Raw genomic sequence first — 18,913 nt, forward strand, 5'->3', positions numbered from 1 at the left:
GGGCCTGCTGTGACACAGTGTGACCGAAGGATATTCGGTAAGTCTCCCCAACTGAGAGGGCAGCCATGAGTTCGTCGGATGCGAAAACCGCTACCGCACAGATCGGCGTCACCGGCCTCGCGGTCATGGGTTCGAACATCGCCCGGAATTTCGCCCACCACGGCTACACGGTCGCGCTGCACAACCGCTCCGTCGCCAAGACCGACGCGCTGCTCAAAGAACACGGCGACGAGGGCAACTTCGTGCGCGCGGAGTCCATCGCGGAGTTTCTCGACGCGCTGGAGAAGCCGCGGCGGGTGCTGATCATGGTCAAGGCCGGCGATCCCACCGACGCCGTCATCAACGAGCTCGCCGACGCCATGGAGGAAGGCGACATCATCATCGACGGCGGCAACGCCCTCTACACCGACACCATCCGGCGCGAGAAGGCGATGCGCGAGCGCGGCCTGCACTTCGTCGGCGCCGGCATCTCCGGCGGCGAGGAGGGCGCGCTCAACGGGCCGTCGATCATGCCGGGCGGACCCGCCGAGTCGTACAAGTCGCTGGGCCCGCTGCTCGAGGAGATCTCCGCGCACGTCGACGGGGTGCCGTGCTGCACGCACATCGGGCCCGACGGCGCCGGGCACTTCGTGAAGATGGTGCACAACGGCATCGAGTACTCCGACATGCAGCTGATCGGCGAGGCCTACCAGCTGCTGCGCGACGGGCTCGGCAAGACCGCGGACGAGATTGCCGACGTGTTCGACGAGTGGAACAAGGGCGACCTGGACAGCTTCCTGGTCGAGATCACCGCCCAGGTGCTGCGCCAGAAGGACGGGAAGACCGGCAAGCCGCTCGTCGACGTCATCCTCGACGAGGCCGAGCAGAAAGGCACCGGCCGCTGGACGGTGAAGTCGGCCCTCGACCTCGGTGTGCCGGTGACCGGCATCGCCGAGGCCGTGTTCGCCCGCGCCCTGTCCGGTTCGGTGACCCAGCGCAAGGCCACCACCGGGCTGGCCTCCGGCCAGCTGGGCGAAAAGCCCAGCGACGCAAAACAATTCGTGGAGGACGTCCGGCAGGCCCTCTACGCGTCGAAGATCATCGCCTACGCCCAGGGCTTCAACCAGATTCAGGCCGGCAGCGCCGAGTACGACTGGGGCATCACCCCCGGCGACCTGGCCACCATCTGGCGCGGCGGCTGCATCATCCGGGCGAAGTTCCTCAACCGGATCAAGGAGGCGTACGACGAGGACCCCGACCTGGCCACGCTGATCGTCGCGCCGTACTTCCGCAGCGCGATCGAGGCCGCGATCGACGGCTGGCGCCGCGTCGTGGTGACCGCCACCCAGCTGGGCATCCCGATCCCCGGCTTCTCCTCGGCGCTGTCCTACTACGACGCGCTGCGCACCGAGCGGCTGCCCGCCGCCCTCACCCAGGGGCTGCGCGACTTCTTCGGCGCGCACACCTACGGCCGCATCGACGACGACCCCGACAAGCGCTTCCATACGCTGTGGAGCGGCGACCGCAGCGAAGTGCCCGCCTAGCGGCCGCTCGCGTGTAGAGGGGCGCAAAAGGGGGCAAGTCGACTGACATGAGGTTCTTGGACGGGCACCGGCCGGGCTACGACCTGACCTACAACGACGTGTTCATCGTGCCGAACCGGTCCGAGGTGGCGTCGCGCTTCGACGTCGACCTGTCCAGCGCCGACGGCTCCGGCACCACCATTCCCGTGGTGGTCGCCAACATGACCGCGGTGGCCGGCCGGCGGATGGCCGAGACCGTGTCGCGGCGGGGCGGCATCGTGATCCTGCCCCAGGACCTGCCGATCACCGCTGTCCAGCAGACCGTGCAGTTCGTCAAGAGCCGCGACCTGGTTCTCGACACCCCGGTGGTGCTGGAGCCCGACGACTCGGTGTCCGACGCGATGGCGCTGATCCACAAGCGCGCGCACGGCGTGGCCGTGGTGTTGTTCGAGGGCCGTCCCATCGGCGTGGTCAGCGAATCCTCCTGCCTGGGCGTGGACCGGTTCACCCGGGTGCGCGACGTCGTCGCGACCGACTTCGTCACCGCCCCGGTGGGCACCGAACCCCGCAAGATCTTCGACCTGCTCGAGCACTCGCCGATCGGCGTCGCGGTGGTGACCCACGCGGACGGCACGCTGGCCGGGGTGCTGACTCGCACCGGCGCGATCCGCGCGGGCCTGTACACCCCGGCCACCGACGCCCGCGGGCGGCTGCGGGTTGGCGCCGCCGTCGGCATCAGCGGCGACGTGGGCGCCAAGGCCCGGTCGCTGGCCGAGGCCGGCGTCGACGTGCTCGTCATCGACACCGCGCACGGGCATCAGCTCAAGACCCTCGACGCGATCAAGGTGGTGGCGGAGGTGCTCGCCGACTTGGGCCTCGGTTTGCCGCTGGCGGCGGGCAACGTGGTGTCGGCGGAGGGCACCCGGGATCTGCTGGACGCCGGGGCCAGCATCGTCAAGGTCGGCGTCGGGCCGGGCGCGATGTGCACCACCCGGATGATGACCGGCGTGGGCCGCCCCCAGTTCTCCGCTGTGCTCGAATGCGCTTCGGCCGCAAGGGCGCTCGGCGGGCACGTGTGGGCCGACGGCGGCATCCGCCATCCGCGCGACGTGGCGCTGGCGCTGGCGGCCGGGGCGTCGAACGTGATGATCGGGTCGTGGTTCGCCGGGACGTACGAGTCGCCCGGAGACCTGATGCGCGACCGCGACGACCGGCCCTACAAGGAGAGCTACGGGATGGCGTCCAAGCGGGCGGTGGTCGCGCGCACCGGCGACGAGACCGCGTTCGATCGCGCCCGCAAGGCGCTGTTCGAGGAGGGCATCTCGACGGCGCGGATGGGGCTGGATCCCGACCGCGGCGGCGTCGAGGACCTGATCGACCACATCACCTCCGGGGTGCGCAGCACCTGCACCTACGTGGGCGCCTCCACCCTGGCCGAGCTGCACGAGCGCGCCGTCGTCGGTGTGCAATCGGCGGCGGGATTCGCCGAGGGCCATCCGCTGCCGCTGGGCTGGTGAGCGCGCTAAGCCGCCGACGGTCGTGCTGCCCGCTGGACGTCTTGGCTACCATGTGAATTCACGTGAGTTTTCGGCTGGCAGCAAAGTGCTGCGCCGCATCGAAGGAAAGGGATGACGTGCCGCAGGCACGCGTCGAGGCCCCGCCACCGACCCGGGCCTTCCGCAGGAAGCGGTCGTGAACGTCGCCCTCACCGCGGTCAGCCTGCTGGCCATCGCGCTGCTCATCTTCGCTAACGGGGTCTTCGTCGCGGCCGAGTTCTCGCTGACCGCGCTGGACCGAAGCGTGGTGGACGCCAACGCGCGCGCCGGTGGCCGCCGCGACCGCTTCATCCAGCGCGCCCAGCGCCGGTTGTCTTTTCAGCTGTCGGGCGCCCAGCTCGGCATCTCCACCGCCACGCTGGCGACGGGGTATCTGACCGAGCCGCTGGTGGCCGACCTGCCGCATCCGGCGTTGAGCTCGATCGGCGTCCCGGACCGGGTGGCCGAGGGGATCATCGCGTTCCTGGCGCTGGTGGTGGTGACGTCGGTGTCGATGGTGTTCGGTGAGCTGGTTCCCAAATACCTGGCCGTCGCGCGGCCGCTGTCGAGCGCCCGCGCCGTCGCGGGCTTTCAACTGCTGTTCTCGCTGCTGTTCACCCCCGCCATTCGGCTGACGAACGGCGTGGCCAACTGGATCGTCCGCGAGCTGGGCATCGAGCCCGCCGAGGAGCTGCGCTCGGCGCGGTCGGCGCAGGAGCTGGCGTCGCTGGTGCGCACCTCGGCCCGCAGCGGCACCATGGACGCGGCCACCGCCGTGCTACTGCGGCGATCGCTGGAGTTCGGCGAACTGACGGCCGAGGAGCTGATGACGCCGAGGTCGAAGATCGTCGCGCTGCAAACCGACGACACCGTCGCCGACCTGGTCACCGCGGCCGCCGAATCCGGCTTCTCCCGGTTTCCGATCGTCGACGGCGACCTCGACGAGACCGTCGGCATCGTGCACGTCAAGCAGGTGTTCGCCATCGCGCCGGCCGACCGCCCGAAAACCATGCTGACCACGCTCGCGCAGCACGTCCCCGTGGTGCCGTCGACCCTGGACGGCGATGCGGTGATGGCCGAGATCCGCGCCAACCCCCTGCAAACGGCGATGGTCGTCGACGAATACGGCGGCACGGCCGGCATGGTGACCGTCGAGGACCTGATCGAGGAGATCGTCGGCGACGTCCGCGACGAGCACGACGACGCCACCCCCGACGTCGTCGCGGCCGGCACCGGCTGGCGGGTGAACGGGCTGCTGCGCATCGACGAGGTCGCCGCCGCCACCGGGTTCCGCGCGCCCGAAGGCCCCTACGAGACGATCGGCGGCCTGGTGTTGCGGGAGATCGGCCACATCCCGGTGGCCGGCGAGACCGTGGAGCTCACCGCGCTGGACGCCGACGGCCTGTTGGATTCGTCGATGCGCTGGCGGGCGACGGTGGTTCGGATGGACGGTCGCCGCATCGACGTGCTCGAGCTGCAGGAGCAGGACAGCCGGGCCGAAACCGCCGCGGGGCAGGCGCCCCGATGAACGACGCGCTGGGAGTGCTGCTGGCGATCCTGCTGATCGGGGCGAACGCGTTCTTCGTCGGGGCCGAGTTCGCCCTGATCTCCGCGCGACGCGACCGCCTCGAAGCGTTGGCCGAGCAGGGCAAGGCCCGCGCGGTCACGGTGATCCGCGCCGGCCAGAACCTGCCCTCGATGCTGGCCGGAGTGCAGCTCGGGGTGACTGTCGCCTCGCTGCTGCTGGGCCGGATCGGGGAGGCCGCGGTCGCGGACCTGCTGCGCGGCGCCTTCGGGCTGACGGGTATGCCACCGGCGCTGCTGCACACCGTGTCGCTGGTGATCGCGCTGGCGATCGTGGTGACGCTGCACGTGCTGCTCGGCGAGATGGTGCCGAAGAACATCGCGCTGGCCGGCCCCGAGCGCGCCGCGATGCTGCTGGTTCCGCCGTATCTGGCCTACGTGCGCGCGGCGCGCCCGTTCATCTCGTTCTACGACAAGTGCGCCAACGTGGTGCTGCGCGCGCTGCGTGTCGAGCCCAAATCGCAACTGAGCCTGGCCGTTTCGACCACCGAGCTGAGGGTGATGATCACCGAATCGGTGTCCGAGGGCCTGCTGGACGCCGAGGAGCACGGCAGGCTGACCCGGGCGCTGCAGCTGCGGCACCGCACGGTCGGCCAGGTCGCGCGGCCGCTGGCCGAGATCCAGGCGGTGCCGGTGGCCACGGCGGGTTCCGGGCCGACCGTGGGCGCGGTCGAGCACGCCCTGGCGCGAACCGGCTACTCCCGGTTTCCGGTCGTGAACCTCGACGCGGAGTTCATCGGCTACGTCCACATCAAGGACGTGCTGACGCTCGGGGACGACCCGCAGACGGTGATCGACCTGGCGCTGGTCCGACCGCTGCCGCGCGTCCCCCGGTCGCTGCCGCTGGCCGACGCGCTGTCGCGGATGCGCCGCAGCAACAGCCACCTGGCGTTGGTGACCGACGGGGCCGGCGGGGCCGTCGTCGCGATGGTGGCGATGGAAGATCTGGTGGAGGACCTCGTCGGGGCCATGCGCGACGCGTAGTCGGCCTGGGCGGCAAGTCAGGCCCGACAAAGGCCGTATGATCTCCAACGGCCACCAGTCAAGGAACTGCTGGAAGGCAGAGGGTCCCGGCCCGCGGAACATGCGTTGCCCGCAGCGACCCTCAGGGTCCGCCGCGGCGCCATCGTTGTGGCTGGAGCCCGGTGTGACCTGCGGTTGTAGGTCGGCCGGGTGACAGCCGTCAGGCTGCCGGTCGGTAGGCTGACGTCAATACCTGTTGAGGCCGGTGAGGTCGCGCGTGGCCCCATTACGGAGCCCACTATGGAGGAGAAAGATGACTGATCGCGTGTCGGTGGGGAACCTGCGCGTCGCCAAAGTGCTCTACGACTTCGTGAACAACGAGGCCCTGCCCGGCACCGATATCGACCCCGACAGCTTCTGGGCGGGCGTCGACAAGGTCGTCGCCGACCTCACCCCGCAGAACCAGGATCTGCTGAACCGCCGCGATGAGCTGCAGGCACAGATCGACAAGTGGCACCGCCAGCGCGTCATCGAGCCGATCGACACGGAGGCCTACCGCGAGTTCCTGACCGAGATCGGTTACCTGCTGCCCGAGCCCGCCGACTTCAGCATCACCACGTCCGGCGTCGACCCCGAGATCACCACGACGGCGGGGCCCCAGCTGGTGGTGCCGGTGACCAACGCCCGCTTCGCGCTCAACGCCGCCAACGCCCGGTGGGGCTCGCTGTACGACGCGCTCTACGGCACGGACGTGATCCCGGAAACCGACGGCGCCGAGCAGGGCACCGGCTACAACAAGGTGCGCGGCGACAAGGTGATCGCCTATGCCCGCGAGTTCCTCGACGAGGCCGTGCCGCTGGCGTCGGGCTCGTGGGCCGACGCGACCGGCCTGAGCATCGACGACGGCCGGCTGCAGATCGACCTGGGCGATGAGTCCACCAGCCTGGCCAGCCCCGAGAAGTTCGTCGGCTACAGCGGCGAGCTCGGCTCCCCCAACTGGTCGGTGTTGCTGATCAACAACGGCCTGCACGTCGAGATCCTGATCGACCCCGAGTCGCCCATCGGCAAGACGGACCGCGCCGGCATCAAGGACGTCGTGCTGGAATCGGCGGTCACCACGATCATCGACTTCGAGGACGCGGTGGCCGCCGTCGACGCCGACGACAAGACCGCCGCCTACCGCAACTGGCTTGGCCTGATGCGCGGCGACCTGGCCGCCGAGGTCGACAAGGACGGCAAGACGTTCACCCGGGTGCCCAACCAGGACCGCCAGTACACCACCCCCGACGGCGGCGAGCTGGTGCTGCCCGGGCGCGCGCTGCTGTTCGTCCGCAACGTCGGGCACCTGATGACCAACGACGCGATCCTCGACGCCGACGGTAACGAGATCTTCGAGGGCATCCAGGACGCCCTCTTCACCGGGCTGTGCGCCGTGCACGGGCTGAAGGCCAGCGACGCCAACGGCCCGCTGGTCAACAGCCGCACCGGCTCCATCTACATCGTCAAGCCCAAGATGCACGGCCCCGACGAGGTGGCGTACACGACCGAGCTGTTCAGCCGCGTCGAGGACGTGCTCGGCCTGCCGCAGACGACGCTCAAGGTCGGCGTCATGGACGAGGAGCGGCGCACGACGGTCAACCTGAAGGCCTGCATCAAGGCCGCAGCCGACCGGATCGTGTTCATCAACACCGGATTCCTGGACCGCACCGGCGACGAAATCCACACCTCGATGGAGGCCGGTCCGATGGTCCGCAAGGGCGCGATGAAGACCCAGCCGTGGATCCTGGGCTACGAGGACAACAACGTCGACACCGGCCTGGCCGCCGGGTTCGCCGGGCATGCGCAGATCGGCAAGGGCATGTGGACCATGACCGAGCTGATGGCGGACATGGTCGAGCAGAAGATCGGCCAGCCGAAGCAGGGCGCCAGCACCGCCTGGGTGCCGTCGCCGACGGCGGCGACCCTGCACGCCATGCACTACCACAAGGTCGACGTCATCCAGGTGCAGAACGAGCTGGCCGGCAAGAAGCGGGCGAGCATCGATCAGCTGCTGACGATTCCGCTGGCCAAGGAGCTGGCCTGGGCCTCCGAGGAGATCCGCGAGGAGGTCGACAACAACTGCCAGTCCATCCTGGGCTACGTGGTGCGCTGGATCGACCAGGGCGTCGGATCCTCCAAGGTGCCCGACATCCACAACGTCGCGCTCATGGAGGACCGCGCCACGCTGCGGATCTCCAGCCAGCTGCTGGCCAACTGGCTGCGGCACGGGGTGATCACCAGCGAGGACGTCCGGGCCAGCCTGGAACGGATGGCCCCGATGGTCGATCAGCAGAACGCCGGTGACTCGAAGTATCTGCCGATGGCGCCCAACTTCGACGACAGCGTCGCCTTCCTGGCCGCCCAGGAGCTGATCCTGTCCGGAACGCAGCAGCCCAATGGCTACACCGAGCCGATCCTGCATCGGCGCCGGCGCGAGTTCAAAGCCCGCGCCGCCGGTGGGTGAAACCGGCTCGACAATGCGGTAAGTAGCGCGGCCGATGACTACAATCTGGGCCGAGTCCACAACGTTTCACGCGATGAGTCGACGGAAAGGCGGCGGGTACCGGTATGGGTAGGCACAGCATGCCCGACCCGGATGACGCCGTCGATGCCCCGGCTGACGAATATGTAGCCGACGATCGGGACGCGTTCGAGGACACGGGTCACCACCATCGCGATGCCGCGGTCGACGACCCCTATTGGCGCGCAGACGATTACGTCGACGAGGGCTTTTCCGCCGAGGGCGACCACCCCTATCCCGCCGACGACACGTTCGCGCCCACCGCCGACGAGTATCCCGAATTCCCGCCGCGCAGCCCGGGCCCGGCGGGCGCCGAGCCGCCGGTCTCCGCGCCGTCGCTGTCGTCACCGTCGGGGCGCGGGCACCGGGGACTCGGCGAGCGCCTCGGCGGCCACCGCAGCGACGGCGGGCGCCGTGGGGTCAGCATCGGGGTGATCGTCGCGCTCGTCGCCGTGGTCGTCGTGGTGGGCACCGTGATCCTGTGGAGCTTCTTCGGCGACGCGTTGTCGCACCGCTCGCACAGCGCCGCCGCGCGCTGTGTCGGCGGCAAGGAGTCGGTCGCCGTCATCGCCGACCCGTCGATCTCCGAGCCCGTGCAACAGCTCGCCGAGAACTACAACTCCACGGCCGGGCCGGTCGGCGATCACTGCATGGTGCTGACCGTCAAACCGGCCGGCTCCGACGCCGTGCTGAACGGGTTCGTCGGCAAGTGGCCGGCCGAGTTGGGCGGCCAGCCGGCGTTGTGGATCCCGGGCAGCTCCGTTTCCGCCGCGCGGCTCGCCGCCGCCGCGGGCCAGAAGACCATCACCGAAAGCCACTCGCTGGTGACGTCGCCGGTCATGCTGGCCGTCCGGCCCGAGCTCGGGCAGGCCCTGGCCAACCAGAACTGGGCGGCGCTGCCCGGCCTGCAAACCAATCCGAACGCGCTGGCCGGCCTGAACCTGCCGACCTGGGGATCGCTGCGGCTGGCGCTGCCCACCAACGGCAACGGCGACGCCGCGCTGTTGGCCGGCGAGGCCGTCGCGGCCGCATCCGTTCCCGCCGGTGCGCCGCCGACGCAGGGCACCGGCGCCGTCCGCGCGTTGATGAGCGGACAGCCCAAGCTGTCCGACAACTCGCTGACCGAGGCGATGAACGCGCTGGTGGGTTCCACCAATGCGGCGGCCGCGCCGGTGCACGCGGTGGTGACCACCGAGCAACAGGTGTTCGCGCGCGGCCAGGCGTTGCCCGACGCCAAGGGAACGCTGGCCACCTGGCTGCCGCCGGGGCCCGCGCCCGTCGCCGATTTTCCGGCGGTGCTGCTCAGCGGGTCGTGGCTGACGCAGGAGCAGACGTCCGCGGCCAGCGGGTTCGCCCGCTTCCTGCAAAAGCCCGAGCAGCTCGCGAAGCTGGCCAAGGCCGGCTTCCGGGTCAACGGGGTCAAGCCGCCGAGCAGCCAGGTCACCAGTTTCCCGGCGCTGCCCGGCACGCTGTCGGTGGGTGACGACGCGATGCGCGCCACGCTGGCCGAAGCCATGTCCGCCCCGTCGAGCGGACTGGCCGCCACCATCATGCTCGACCAGTCCATGCCCGCCGACGAGGGCGGAAAGACCCGGCTCGCCAACGTCATCGGGGCGCTGCGGGACAAGATCAAGTCGTTGCCGCCGAGCGCCAGCGTCGGGTTGTGGACCTTCGACGGCCACGAGGGTCGCTCGGAGGTGCCCGGCGGACCGCTGGGTGACCCCGTCGGTGCCGCCGGTGGCCAGCCGCGCTCGGCGGCGCTGGCGGCGGCGCTGGACAAGCAGTATTCCTCGGCCGGCGGCGCGGTGTCGTTCACCACCCTGCGCATGATCTACCAGGAGCTGCAGGCCAATTACCATGCCGGGCAGGCGAATTCGATCTTGGTGATCACCTCGGGCCCGCACACCGACCAGACGCTGGACGGTGCCGGCCTGCAGGACTTCATCCGCAAGAGCGCCGACCCGGCCAAACCGATCGCGGTCAACGTCATCGACTTCGGCGGCGACCCGGACCGGTCGACGTGGGAGGCCGTCGCCCAGCTCAGCGGCGGCGGCTACCAGAACCTGACGACCTCGGCCTCCCCCGACCTCGCCGCCGCCCTGAACACGTTCTTGAGCTGAGGCGCTGTCACCCCTCCGGCATAGCATCGTGGGCGTCGCCGAAGGGAGCCTCATGAAGGTCGATTTCACCCCGGATCCCCAGCTCTACCCGTTCGAGTCGCGCTGGTTCGACAGCTCGCGCGGGCGCCTGCACTACATCGACGAGGGCGCCGGGCCGCCGCTGTTGTTGTGTCACGGCAACCCGACGTGGAGCTTCCTCTACCGCGACATCATCGTCGCGTTGCGGGACCGGTTCCGTTGCATCGCACCCGATTACCTCGGCTTCGGCCTGTCGGAACGGCCCGCGGGGTTCGGCTACAAGATCGACGAGCACGCGCACGTCGTCGGCCAGCTCGTCGATCACCTCGGGCTCGACGGCTACCTGACGATGGGCCAGGACTGGGGCGGCCCGATCAGCATGGCCGTCGCCGTCGAGCGCGCCGACCGGGTGCGCGGCGTCGTGCTGGGCAACACCTGGTTCTGGACGACGGACGAGCTGACGACGAAGATCTTCAGCCGGGTGATGGGCAGCCCGCCGATGCAATGGGCCATCCTGCACCGCAATTTCTTCGTCGAACGGCTGATCCCGGCCGGCACCCAGCGCCGGCCCAGCGCGGCGGTGATGCAGCACTACCGGGCCGTGCAGCCCAGCCCGGAGGCGCGAAAGGGCGTGGCCGAGATGCCCAAGCAGATCCTGGCCGCCCACGCCCTGCTGGGCCGGCTCGCCAGCGAGGTGCCCGCCAACCTGGGCGCCAAGCCCGCGCTATTCGTCTGGGGCATGAAGGACTTCGCGTTCCGGCCCGGTCCGACGCTGCCGCGGATGCGCGCGGCGTTTCCCGATCACGTCGTCGTCGAGCTGCCCGACGCCAAGCACTTCATCCAGGAGGACGCGCCGGAGCGGATCGCGGCGGCGATCGTCGAGCGGTTCGGCTGACGGCCGGCCGCGTCAGGCGAACGCCTCCACCGGCGGGCAGGAGCAGACCAGGTTGCGGTCGCCGTAGGCGCCGTCGATGCGGCGCACCGGCGGCCACACTTTGGGCCGGAAGTCCTTCCCCAGCGGGTAGGCGGCCTCCTCCCGGGTGTACGGGTGATCCCAGTCGGCGACCAGCAGGCACTCCGCGGTGTGCGGCGCGCCCCGCAGCGGGTTGTCGTCGGCGGTCCACTCGCCCGAGCCGACGCGGTCGATCTCGCGGCGGATGGCGATCATGGCCTCGCAGAAGGCGTCGACTTCGGTCAGGCTCTCGCTCTCGGTGGGCTCCACCATCAGCGTGCCGGCCACCGGGAAGCTCATGGTGGGCGCGTGAAAGCCGTAGTCCGCCAACCGCTTTGCGACGTCGTCGACGGTGACCCCGGTCGACTTGGTGATGCCGCGCAGGTCCAGGATGCACTCGTGGGCGACCATGCCGTTCTCGCCGGCGTACAGCACCGGGAAGTACTCGTCGAGGCGGCGCGCGATGTAGTTGGCCGAGGCGATCGCGGTCAGCGAGGCCGCCCGCAGGCCCTCGGCGCCCATCATCCTGATGTAGGCCCAGGTGATCGGCAGGATCGACGCCGAGCCGTACGGCGCCGACGACACCGGGTGACCCTGGGGCAACCCCGGCGCGTACGGGTGGCCCGGCAGGAACGGGGCCAGGTGGGCGCGCGCCGCGACGGGCCCGACGCCGGGGCCGCCGCCGCCGTGCGGGATGCAGAACGTCTTGTGCAGGTTCAGGTGGCTGACGTCGCCGCCGAACCGCCCCGGCCGGGCCAGCCCGACCAGCGCGTTGAGGTTGGCGCCGTCGATGTAGACCTGGCCGCCGGCGTCGTGGGTGGCCGCGCAGATCTCGGCGATGTCGTGCTCGTAGACGCCGTGCGTGGACGGGTAGGTGATCATCAGCGCCGCCAGCCGGTCGGCGTGTTCGGCCACCTTGGCCCGCAGATCGTCCAGGTCCACGTCGCCGTTGTCGCGGCAGGCGACCACGGCCACCCGCAGCCCGGCCAGCGCGGCCGACGCCGCGTTGGTGCCGTGCGCGCTGGACGGGATCAGGCAGATGTCGCGGTGCGGTTCGCCGCGGCTGGCGTGGTAGTCGTGGATCGCCAGCAGGCCGGCGTACTCGCCCTGCGAGCCGGCGTTGGGCTGCAGCGAGACGGCGTCGTAGCCGGTGATCTGCACCAGCCAGTTCTCCAGATCGGCGATGAGCCGGCGCACCCCCGCGGTGTCGGACGCCGGGGCGAGCGGGTGCAGGCGGGCGAACTCCGGCCAGGTGATCGGTTCCATCTCGGCGGCGGCGTTGAGTTTCATCGTGCAGGAGCCGAGCGGAATCATGCTGCGGTCCAACGCAATATCCTTGTCCGCGAGCGTGCGCAGGTAACGCATCATCGCCGTCTCCGTGCGGTACTGCGTGAACGCGGGATGCGTCAGGAACTCCGACGTGCGGTTGACGATGCCGGCGCAGACGGGCTCGGCGGCCGTCACTCCGAAGGCCTCGAGCACGGCGGCGACGTGCTCGTCGGTGGTGACCTCGTCGCAGGCCACCGACACGTGGTCGTCGTCCACGCGCCACAGGTTGATGCCGTTGGCCTTGGCCGCGGCGACGACCTCCCCGGCGCGGCCCGGCACCCGGGCCAGCACCGTGTCGAAGTACTCGTCGTGCACCAGCGCGTCGCCGAGCGCCGCGGCGATCGCCTCGGCGTGACCGTGTACCCGCCGCGCGATCGCGGTCAGGCCGTCGGCGCCGTGGTAGCTGGCGTACATCGCGGCCATCACGGCCAGCAGCACCTGCGCGGTGCAGATGTTGCTGGTCGCCTTGTCCCGACGGATGTGCTGCTCGCGCGTCTGCAGCGCCAGCCGGTAGGCCGGCGACCCGTCCGCGTCCACCGACACGCCGACCAGCCGCCCCGGCAGCTGGCGGGCGTGGTTGGCGTGCACCGCCAGGTAGCCGGCGTGCGGGCCGCCGAATCCCATTGGCACACCGAATCTTTGGGTGGTGCCGAACGCGACGTCGGCGCCGATCTCCCCCGGCGGCGTGATCAGCGTCAAGGCCAGCAGGTCCGCGCCGACGGCGACCAGCGCGCCCCGCTCGTGCGCTTCGGAAACCAGCGCCGACCAGTCCGTGACCCGTCCGCTGGCGCCGGGCAGCTGGGCGATGACGCCGAAGAAGTCGCCGTCGGGCAGGCCCTCAGACAGGTCGGCGGCGACGATCTCGATGCCCAGCGGCTTGGCCCGGGTGGCCAGCACGGCCGCGGTCTGCGCGAAGACGTCGGTGTCCACCGCGAGCCGGTTCGCGCCGCCGCGGGTGGCGCGGTGCATCAGCGTCATGGCCTCGGCCGCCGCCGTGCCCTCGTCGAGCATCGACGCGTTGGCGACCTCGAGGCCGGTGAGGTCGGCCACCATCGTCTGGAAGTTCAGCAGCGCCTCCAGCCGGCCCTGGCTGATCTCCGGCTGATACGGCGTGTAGGCGGTGTACCAGGCCGGGTTCTCCATGATGTTGCGCAACAACACCGGCGGCGTGAGCGTGTCGTAGTAGCCCTGCCCGATCATCGACACGGCCACGGTGTTGGCGTCGGCCAGCCGCCGCAGCTCGGCCAGCGCCTCGGCCTCGCTGGCGGGGGGCGGCAACGCGTCCAGACCGGGCGCGGCGCCGCCGTCGCCGAGCTGGTCGAGGATGCCCGCGGGAACCGCCTTCGACGCCAGTTCGTCCAACGAGTCGACACCGATGACGGCGAGCATGGCCGCGACGGCCTGGGCGTCGGGGCCGATGTGCCGGGCTGCGAAAGTTGATTGGTCGGGCACTGGGCGAACTCCTGAGGTCGAGGGACTAGCGGCCCTCTCCCTCTGTCTTCGCCCGTTCGCCGGGCGCCTGAGAGATTCGGCGCGGGCACTGCCCGAACGCCTTTCCCCATCGGCGGGTATGGACCGCTACGGATCGTTACCGCTTTCCAGAGGCGTCGTTAACTCGCGCGGTCCGGGTGCCTGAGAGGTTGACGGAGAGGTATTGCTCCTTCGGCGTCCGTGACTGGCAGCCACGGAACTCTCCCGCTCGAGTGCGACGCGTACGCCAGTTTACTCGGCCGGGCAGGAGAAAGGACGCCTAGCCGATCTTGCGGTCGCGGTGCTTGCGCCGGGAGGCCAGCTCGTCTTCGGGGGCGGCGATCGATTCGCCGCCGTCGGCGCGCTCGCCGTGGAAGTCGGCGATGACGCCGGTCAGCTCGCGCATGGCCCCGGAGACGGCGATGCCGAACACGCCCTGCCCGCCCTGCAACAGGTCGACAACCTCTTCGGCCGAGGTGCACTCGTACACCGTGGTGCCGTCGGAGAACAGGGTGATGTTGGCCAGGTCCTGGACGCCGCGCTGACGCAGATGGTCGACGGCGACGCGGATGTTGTGCAGCGAGATCCCGGTGTCCAGCAACCGCTTGACGATCTTGAGAACCAGGATGTCCTTGAACGAGTAGAGCCGCTGGCTGCCCGAGCCGGCCGCGCTGCGGATCGACGGGACCACCAGCGACGTGCGCGCCCAGTAGTCCAGCTGGCGGTAGGTGATCCCGGCGATCTGGCAGGCGCTCGGGCCGCGGTAACCCACCAGCTCGTCCGGCACCGAGTCGTCGGGAAACAGCCCCGGCTGCACGGGCGCGCTCGCTGCGGTGACGGCCTGGTCGCTGCTCGCGGAGTTCGCGCCGTCAGCTAGATCCAGCTGCTCTTGACGTGGCTGCTCGCTCACGGTGGTTCCTCTCGCCGATCGCGCTGTCCTCGTTGGCTGCACCGCAGCCACGTTTGCTCAGGCCCGAGTGCTAGAGAGCTTACGCTTTTCGATAGCCGCCGCGCCTTTAAGTCGTGATGAAAGTATGGCCGCTGCGGGGCTCCGTGGCCGCACTATCGGCCAGCGTGTCGACATCGCGGCGCCAGATGAGATAGATCCGTGATGTCGCAATCCAGCTTAATGGCCGGGGATCGCCGGGGGCTAGGTGGCCTTGAAGTCGTCCGGAGACACGCTGTCGAGGAACTCCTTGAACTTCTCCACCTCGTCCTCCCGGACGGCGGTGTTGGCCTCTTCGTCGCTCTCGTCGGGGATGAGCAGACCGGCCTGGGCCAGCACGGCTTCCTCGACGTAGATCGGGACGCCGACCCGCAGCGCGATCGCCACCGAGTCCGAAGGCCGGGCCGACACGGTGATGTTGCGGTCGAAGACCAGGTCGGCGTAGAAGGTGCCCTCCTGGAGGTCGACGATCCGCACCTCTTTCAGCGAATGCCCAAGTGCGGCAATGAGATCCCTGATCAGGTCGTGCGTCAGCGGGCGGGGTGGCTCGACACCCTGCTGCTCCAGCGCGATGGCGGCGGCTTCGGACTGACCGATCCAGATCGGCAGGTATCGGTCACCGTTGGCTTCGCGCAGCAGCAGCACAGGTTGGTTCTGCGGCTGCTCGACGCGAATGCCGACAACACGAACTTCACCCATCTGTGTCTGCCCTCCGCATCTCTTCAGCTCGTCGAACACCAAGCTGTCCAACGAAGTCTAATCCTCAGCGATGCAGAACGTCGCGAACGGCAGACTTGATCAGCGAGGTATGCAGCGTGATGGCGAGCGCGGCCACCTCACGCGCCAGGTCATCGGCGCGGTCGCGGGCGCCGGTCTTGCCCGCTTTGACTACCGGCCCGGCGATTTGGGCGATCAGGTCGGACTGCCGGTCGGCGGCGTTGCGGAAGGCGCGCAGGTGCCGCGGCTCGACGCCGTAGTCGGCCAGCGCCCGCGCGCATTGCAGGATCACCACGGCGTGCTCGTCGAAGAAGCCGCCCGGGCCGGTGGTGATCACCCCGGCCTTGAGCAGCGCCGTCAGCAGGTCGTCGCCCACCCCGGAGCGTTCCAGCAGGTCCTCGCGGCTGAGCCGGATCCGGGTCGGCGCCACGGCCGCCGGGTCGGGCCCGGCCTCGGCGTCTTCCCCGCTGTCCGGCACCGATACCAATCGCGGTACGCCATAAGGCGATCCGATCGGGGGAAGCTCACCGTCGGGCTGGGCGTCCAGTTGCGCCCGGATCACCTTCAGCGGGAGGTAGTGGTCGCGCTGGGCCGTCAGGATGAACCGCAGCCGGGCGCAGTCGTACGCGGTGAACCTCCGGTATCCCGACGCGGCGCGCTGCGGCGTCACCAGCCCCTCGGCCTCCAGAAAGCGGATCTTGGAGATGGTGACATCGGGGAAATCCGGCCTCAACAGATCCAGGACCGCCCCAATCGACATCCCGGCGAGAGCCGGGCTATCGGGCGCGCTCACTACCCTCCGGAACCTCCATCGTCGTCACCCTGCTTCGGTCCGGTCAAAAACACCAACCGGAACTTGCCGATCTGCACTTCGTCGCCGTTGGCCAGCACCGCCGAATCGACGGGCTCGCGGTTGACGTACGTGCCGTTCAGGCTACCGACATCCACGACGTGAAATTCGTTGTTTTCCAACCTGAATTCGGCGTGGCGGCGGCTGACGGTGACGTCGTCGAGGAAGATGTCGCTGTCCGGATGCCGACCCGCCGACGTGATCGGCTGGTCGAGCAGGAACCGCGATCCGGCGTTCGGTCCCCGCTTGACGACCAGCAACGCCGAGCCGGCCGGGAGCCCCTCGACCCCGGATACCGCACTCTCGGTCCCCGCCTGGGCGGGGGCGTCCAGTTCGTTGAGGAAGTCTGCACGGAAGACCGAAGTCGTCTCTACCGTGACTTCCTCAGAGGTCTGGTCTTTCCCCATATCCGAGTCCATGTCCGTCACGCGCTGCTCCTCACTGGCCGCTGTGGCGTTATCCGACCGGGCGGCACGCCCGGTTCTCCTCTGGGTTTCCTGAGTTTTCTCGGCCCCGTACTGCTTGCTACTTGACTGTCTAGTGCCTTCGAGTGTCGATCAAGTGTCGATCTGTCGACCGTACCGCGCACCGGTCCGCGATGCCCCCACCACCTGGCGATCGAAAGCCCGACCGGATGCGCCGCCCGCGTCGGCGAGCGGGGCTGGCAGGCACATTAGCAACCGTCATTCGGTCAGCGTCCCGCGGTAGGCCTCCGCGTCGAGCAGCGCCGAAATGGCCGACTGCAGCTCGGCGCCGTCGGAGACCTGGACATCGACGAGCCAGCCGGCGCCGTAGGGGTCGGAGTTGACCAGCTGCGGACTGCCCTCCAGGTCGCCGTTGACCGCCAACACCGTCCCCGAGACCGGGGCGAACAGGTCCGAGACCGATTTCGTCGATTCCACCTCGCCAAACGACTCGCCCGCGCTCACCTGGCTGCCCACGTCGGGCAGCTGGACGAAAACCACGTCGCCCAGGGCCGACTGCGCAAAGTCGGTGATGCCGACCCGGACGGTGTCCTCACCGCTTCGTCGAACCCACTCGTGTTCGGCGGTGTAGTGCAGATCGGACGGGATATCGCTCACGGGGGATCCTGTTCTGGTCGCTTCTGACACGGCAAGTTCACTTGACGGGCTGAGCGTATTGGTGCGGTTTTGGTTGCCGCAAGGTGGTCACCTCCACGCGGTCGGCCTGCTGCACCGACATTCGCGCCCCGACGCGCTTGATGCTGTCCTGCGCGCCGCCCGGGATGTTCATGGCCGCGGCCAGCGTGGGCGGATCGCCAATCGCCAGAATCGAATACGGGGGCGACAGGTTCTTGGTGTCGATGGTCAACGCGCCAGGCGTACCCACAATCCAGGTGTCGACACCCACGCGCACCGACTGGTGCGCGTCGTTGACCTCGATCGCTTCGGCGCCGGCGGCGCGCAACTCGTTGACCACGTCGAGCAGCGCCTCGGGTGACACCCCGGGGCCGGGGTCATCGATCGTGATGGTGACACCGGGCCCGGTGGCGCCCACGGCGCCGACCAAGATGGACAGCGCGGCCAGCCTGGCCTGGGCGCTCTGGATGGCGGCCTGATCGCTGTTGCCGGAGGCCTGCAGCGAATTCAGCGTGTTCTGCAGCTCCCCGACTTCGGTGTTCAGCGTGGCCTCGCGCTGCCGCAGCGAATCCAGCAGCACCAACAGGTCGGCGGGGCGGGCGGTGTCCAGCGAATCGCCTGACTTGGTCTGGCGCACCTGGGTGACGATCGCGATCCCGAGCACCAGGCACAGCACGGTCGCCAGGATCCCGAAGGCCAGCCGCGAGCGGCCGCCCCGCAGCAGGCCGGACAGCCCGGTGCGGTGGACCGGCCCGATCTCGGGGCGCGGGCGGTTGGCGGGCAGTTCGTGGCGGCCGTGCGCCGCGCCTTCGCCGGCTTTGGGTTCGCGGCTTTCCCCGTCTTGGGCGGCGGGGCGGTCGGGCGGGTCCTGGCTCACGCTGGCCTCATGCCCCGAACAGCCTGCGCCGCAGCGCGGCCGCGTTGCCGAAGATGCGGATGCCCAGGACGACGATGATCGCCGTGGAGAGCTGCGTGCCGACGCCCAGCTGGTCGCCCACGTAGACGATCAGGGCGGCCACGAAGACGTTGAACACGAACGACACCACGAAGACCTTGGGGTCGAAGATCCGTTCGAGGTAGGCGCGCAGCCCGCCGAACACCGCGTCGAGCGCGGCCACCACCGCGATCGGCAGGTAGGGCTGGATGGCCTCGGGCACGGCGGGATGGAAGATCAAGCCCAGCACGATGCCGACGGCCAGCGCCGCGATGCCGATCATGCGCGCCACCGCGGGCCGGCGAACGGGATGGATGTCGGGAGAAGTTGTCT

The 18,913-nt window shown here is 69.6% G+C and carries 15 protein-coding genes and 2 riboswitches; of the genes, 7 read left to right on the forward strand and 8 right to left on the reverse strand.

Annotated features, from left to right (window positions below; genetic code table 11):
• Positions 1 to 65: 65 nt before the first annotated feature.
• From gndA to AWB89_RS10650, 7 genes are all read left to right on the forward strand, one after another.
• A complete protein-coding gene (gndA, locus tag AWB89_RS10620) occupies positions 66 to 1,523 on the forward strand; it encodes an NADP-dependent phosphogluconate dehydrogenase (protein WP_085173396.1) in 1,458 nt (485 codons plus the stop codon).
• 47 nt (positions 1,524 to 1,570) lie between these two features.
• Positions 1,571 to 3,019 (forward strand): GuaB1 family IMP dehydrogenase-related protein, encoded by a 1,449-nt coding sequence (locus AWB89_RS10625; protein ID WP_085173398.1) that lies wholly within the window; start codon positions 1,571 to 1,573, stop codon positions 3,017 to 3,019.
• A 175-nt stretch (positions 3,020 to 3,194) separates the two neighbouring features.
• Positions 3,195 to 4,565, forward strand: a complete 1,371-nt coding sequence (locus AWB89_RS10630; protein WP_085173400.1) for a hemolysin family protein — start codon at positions 3,195 to 3,197, stop codon at positions 4,563 to 4,565.
• Entirely contained in the window at positions 4,562 to 5,605 is a 1,044-nt protein-coding gene (locus tag AWB89_RS10635; RefSeq protein ID WP_085173402.1) for a hemolysin family protein, read from the forward strand. The genes AWB89_RS10630 and AWB89_RS10635 overlap by 4 nt, the downstream gene beginning before the upstream one ends.
• A gap of 292 nt (positions 5,606 to 5,897) precedes the next feature.
• Positions 5,898 to 8,087 (forward strand): malate synthase G, encoded by a 2,190-nt coding sequence (locus tag AWB89_RS10640; RefSeq protein WP_085173404.1) that lies wholly within the window; start codon positions 5,898 to 5,900, stop codon positions 8,085 to 8,087.
• Positions 8,088 to 8,191: 104 nt separating this feature from the next.
• Positions 8,192 to 10,264, forward strand: a complete 2,073-nt coding sequence (locus tag AWB89_RS10645; RefSeq protein ID WP_085173406.1) for a substrate-binding domain-containing protein — start codon at positions 8,192 to 8,194, stop codon at positions 10,262 to 10,264.
• Positions 10,265 to 10,316: 52 nt separating this feature from the next.
• Positions 10,317 to 11,177 carry a haloalkane dehalogenase gene (locus tag AWB89_RS10650; RefSeq protein WP_085173408.1) on the forward strand — a complete coding sequence of 287 codons (861 nt, stop codon included), beginning with the start codon at positions 10,317 to 10,319 and terminating at the stop codon, positions 11,175 to 11,177.
• 12 nt (positions 11,178 to 11,189) lie between these two features.
• On the opposite strand, the gene gcvP is transcribed toward AWB89_RS10650, so the two are convergent.
• The 8 genes from gcvP to AWB89_RS10690 form a co-directional block, all read right to left on the reverse strand.
• On the reverse strand, positions 11,190 to 14,015 hold the full coding sequence (gene gcvP / locus AWB89_RS10655) for an aminomethyl-transferring glycine dehydrogenase (protein WP_085173410.1): 2,826 nt from the start codon (positions 14,013 to 14,015) through the stop codon (positions 11,190 to 11,192).
• Between the two features lie 34 nt (positions 14,016 to 14,049).
• Positions 14,050 to 14,173: riboswitch (glycine riboswitch) on the reverse strand.
• Positions 14,174 to 14,271, reverse strand: a riboswitch (glycine riboswitch).
• Between the two features lie 42 nt (positions 14,272 to 14,313).
• Positions 14,314 to 14,943: a MerR family transcriptional regulator gene (locus tag AWB89_RS10660; RefSeq protein ID WP_085100680.1), complete on the reverse strand. Its 630-nt coding sequence runs from the start codon at positions 14,941 to 14,943 to the stop codon at positions 14,314 to 14,316.
• A gap of 240 nt (positions 14,944 to 15,183) precedes the next feature.
• A complete protein-coding gene (locus tag AWB89_RS10665; protein ID WP_066933175.1) occupies positions 15,184 to 15,678 on the reverse strand; it encodes a bifunctional nuclease family protein in 495 nt (164 codons plus the stop codon).
• 64 nt (positions 15,679 to 15,742) lie between these two features.
• The gene (ftsR, locus tag AWB89_RS10670; RefSeq protein ID WP_085100683.1) at positions 15,743 to 16,489 is read right to left on the reverse strand and encodes a transcriptional regulator FtsR; all 747 of its coding nucleotides are present in this window, start codon (positions 16,487 to 16,489) and stop codon (positions 15,743 to 15,745) included.
• Complete coding sequence (gene garA / locus AWB89_RS10675; RefSeq protein ID WP_085100686.1) at positions 16,489 to 16,974, reverse strand: glycogen accumulation regulator GarA; 486 nt, start codon at positions 16,972 to 16,974, stop codon at positions 16,489 to 16,491. Before garA ends, ftsR begins: the two co-directional genes overlap by 1 nt.
• A gap of 255 nt (positions 16,975 to 17,229) precedes the next feature.
• Positions 17,230 to 17,628, reverse strand: coding sequence for a glycine cleavage system protein GcvH (gcvH, locus tag AWB89_RS10680; protein WP_085100689.1), 399 nt, complete (start codon positions 17,626 to 17,628; stop codon positions 17,230 to 17,232).
• Positions 17,629 to 17,665: 37 nt separating this feature from the next.
• Positions 17,666 to 18,523 (reverse strand): DUF881 domain-containing protein, encoded by an 858-nt coding sequence (locus tag AWB89_RS10685; RefSeq protein ID WP_085173412.1) that lies wholly within the window; start codon positions 18,521 to 18,523, stop codon positions 17,666 to 17,668.
• Positions 18,524 to 18,530: 7 nt separating this feature from the next.
• Entirely contained in the window at positions 18,531 to 18,863 is a 333-nt protein-coding gene (locus tag AWB89_RS10690; RefSeq protein ID WP_066960535.1) for a small basic family protein, read from the reverse strand.
• Positions 18,864 to 18,913: the final 50 nt, after the last annotated feature.

Origin of the sequence: Mycobacterium paraense, from assembly GCF_002101815.1 — a bacterium.
GTDB lineage: Bacteria > Actinomycetota > Actinomycetes > Mycobacteriales > Mycobacteriaceae > Mycobacterium > Mycobacterium paraense.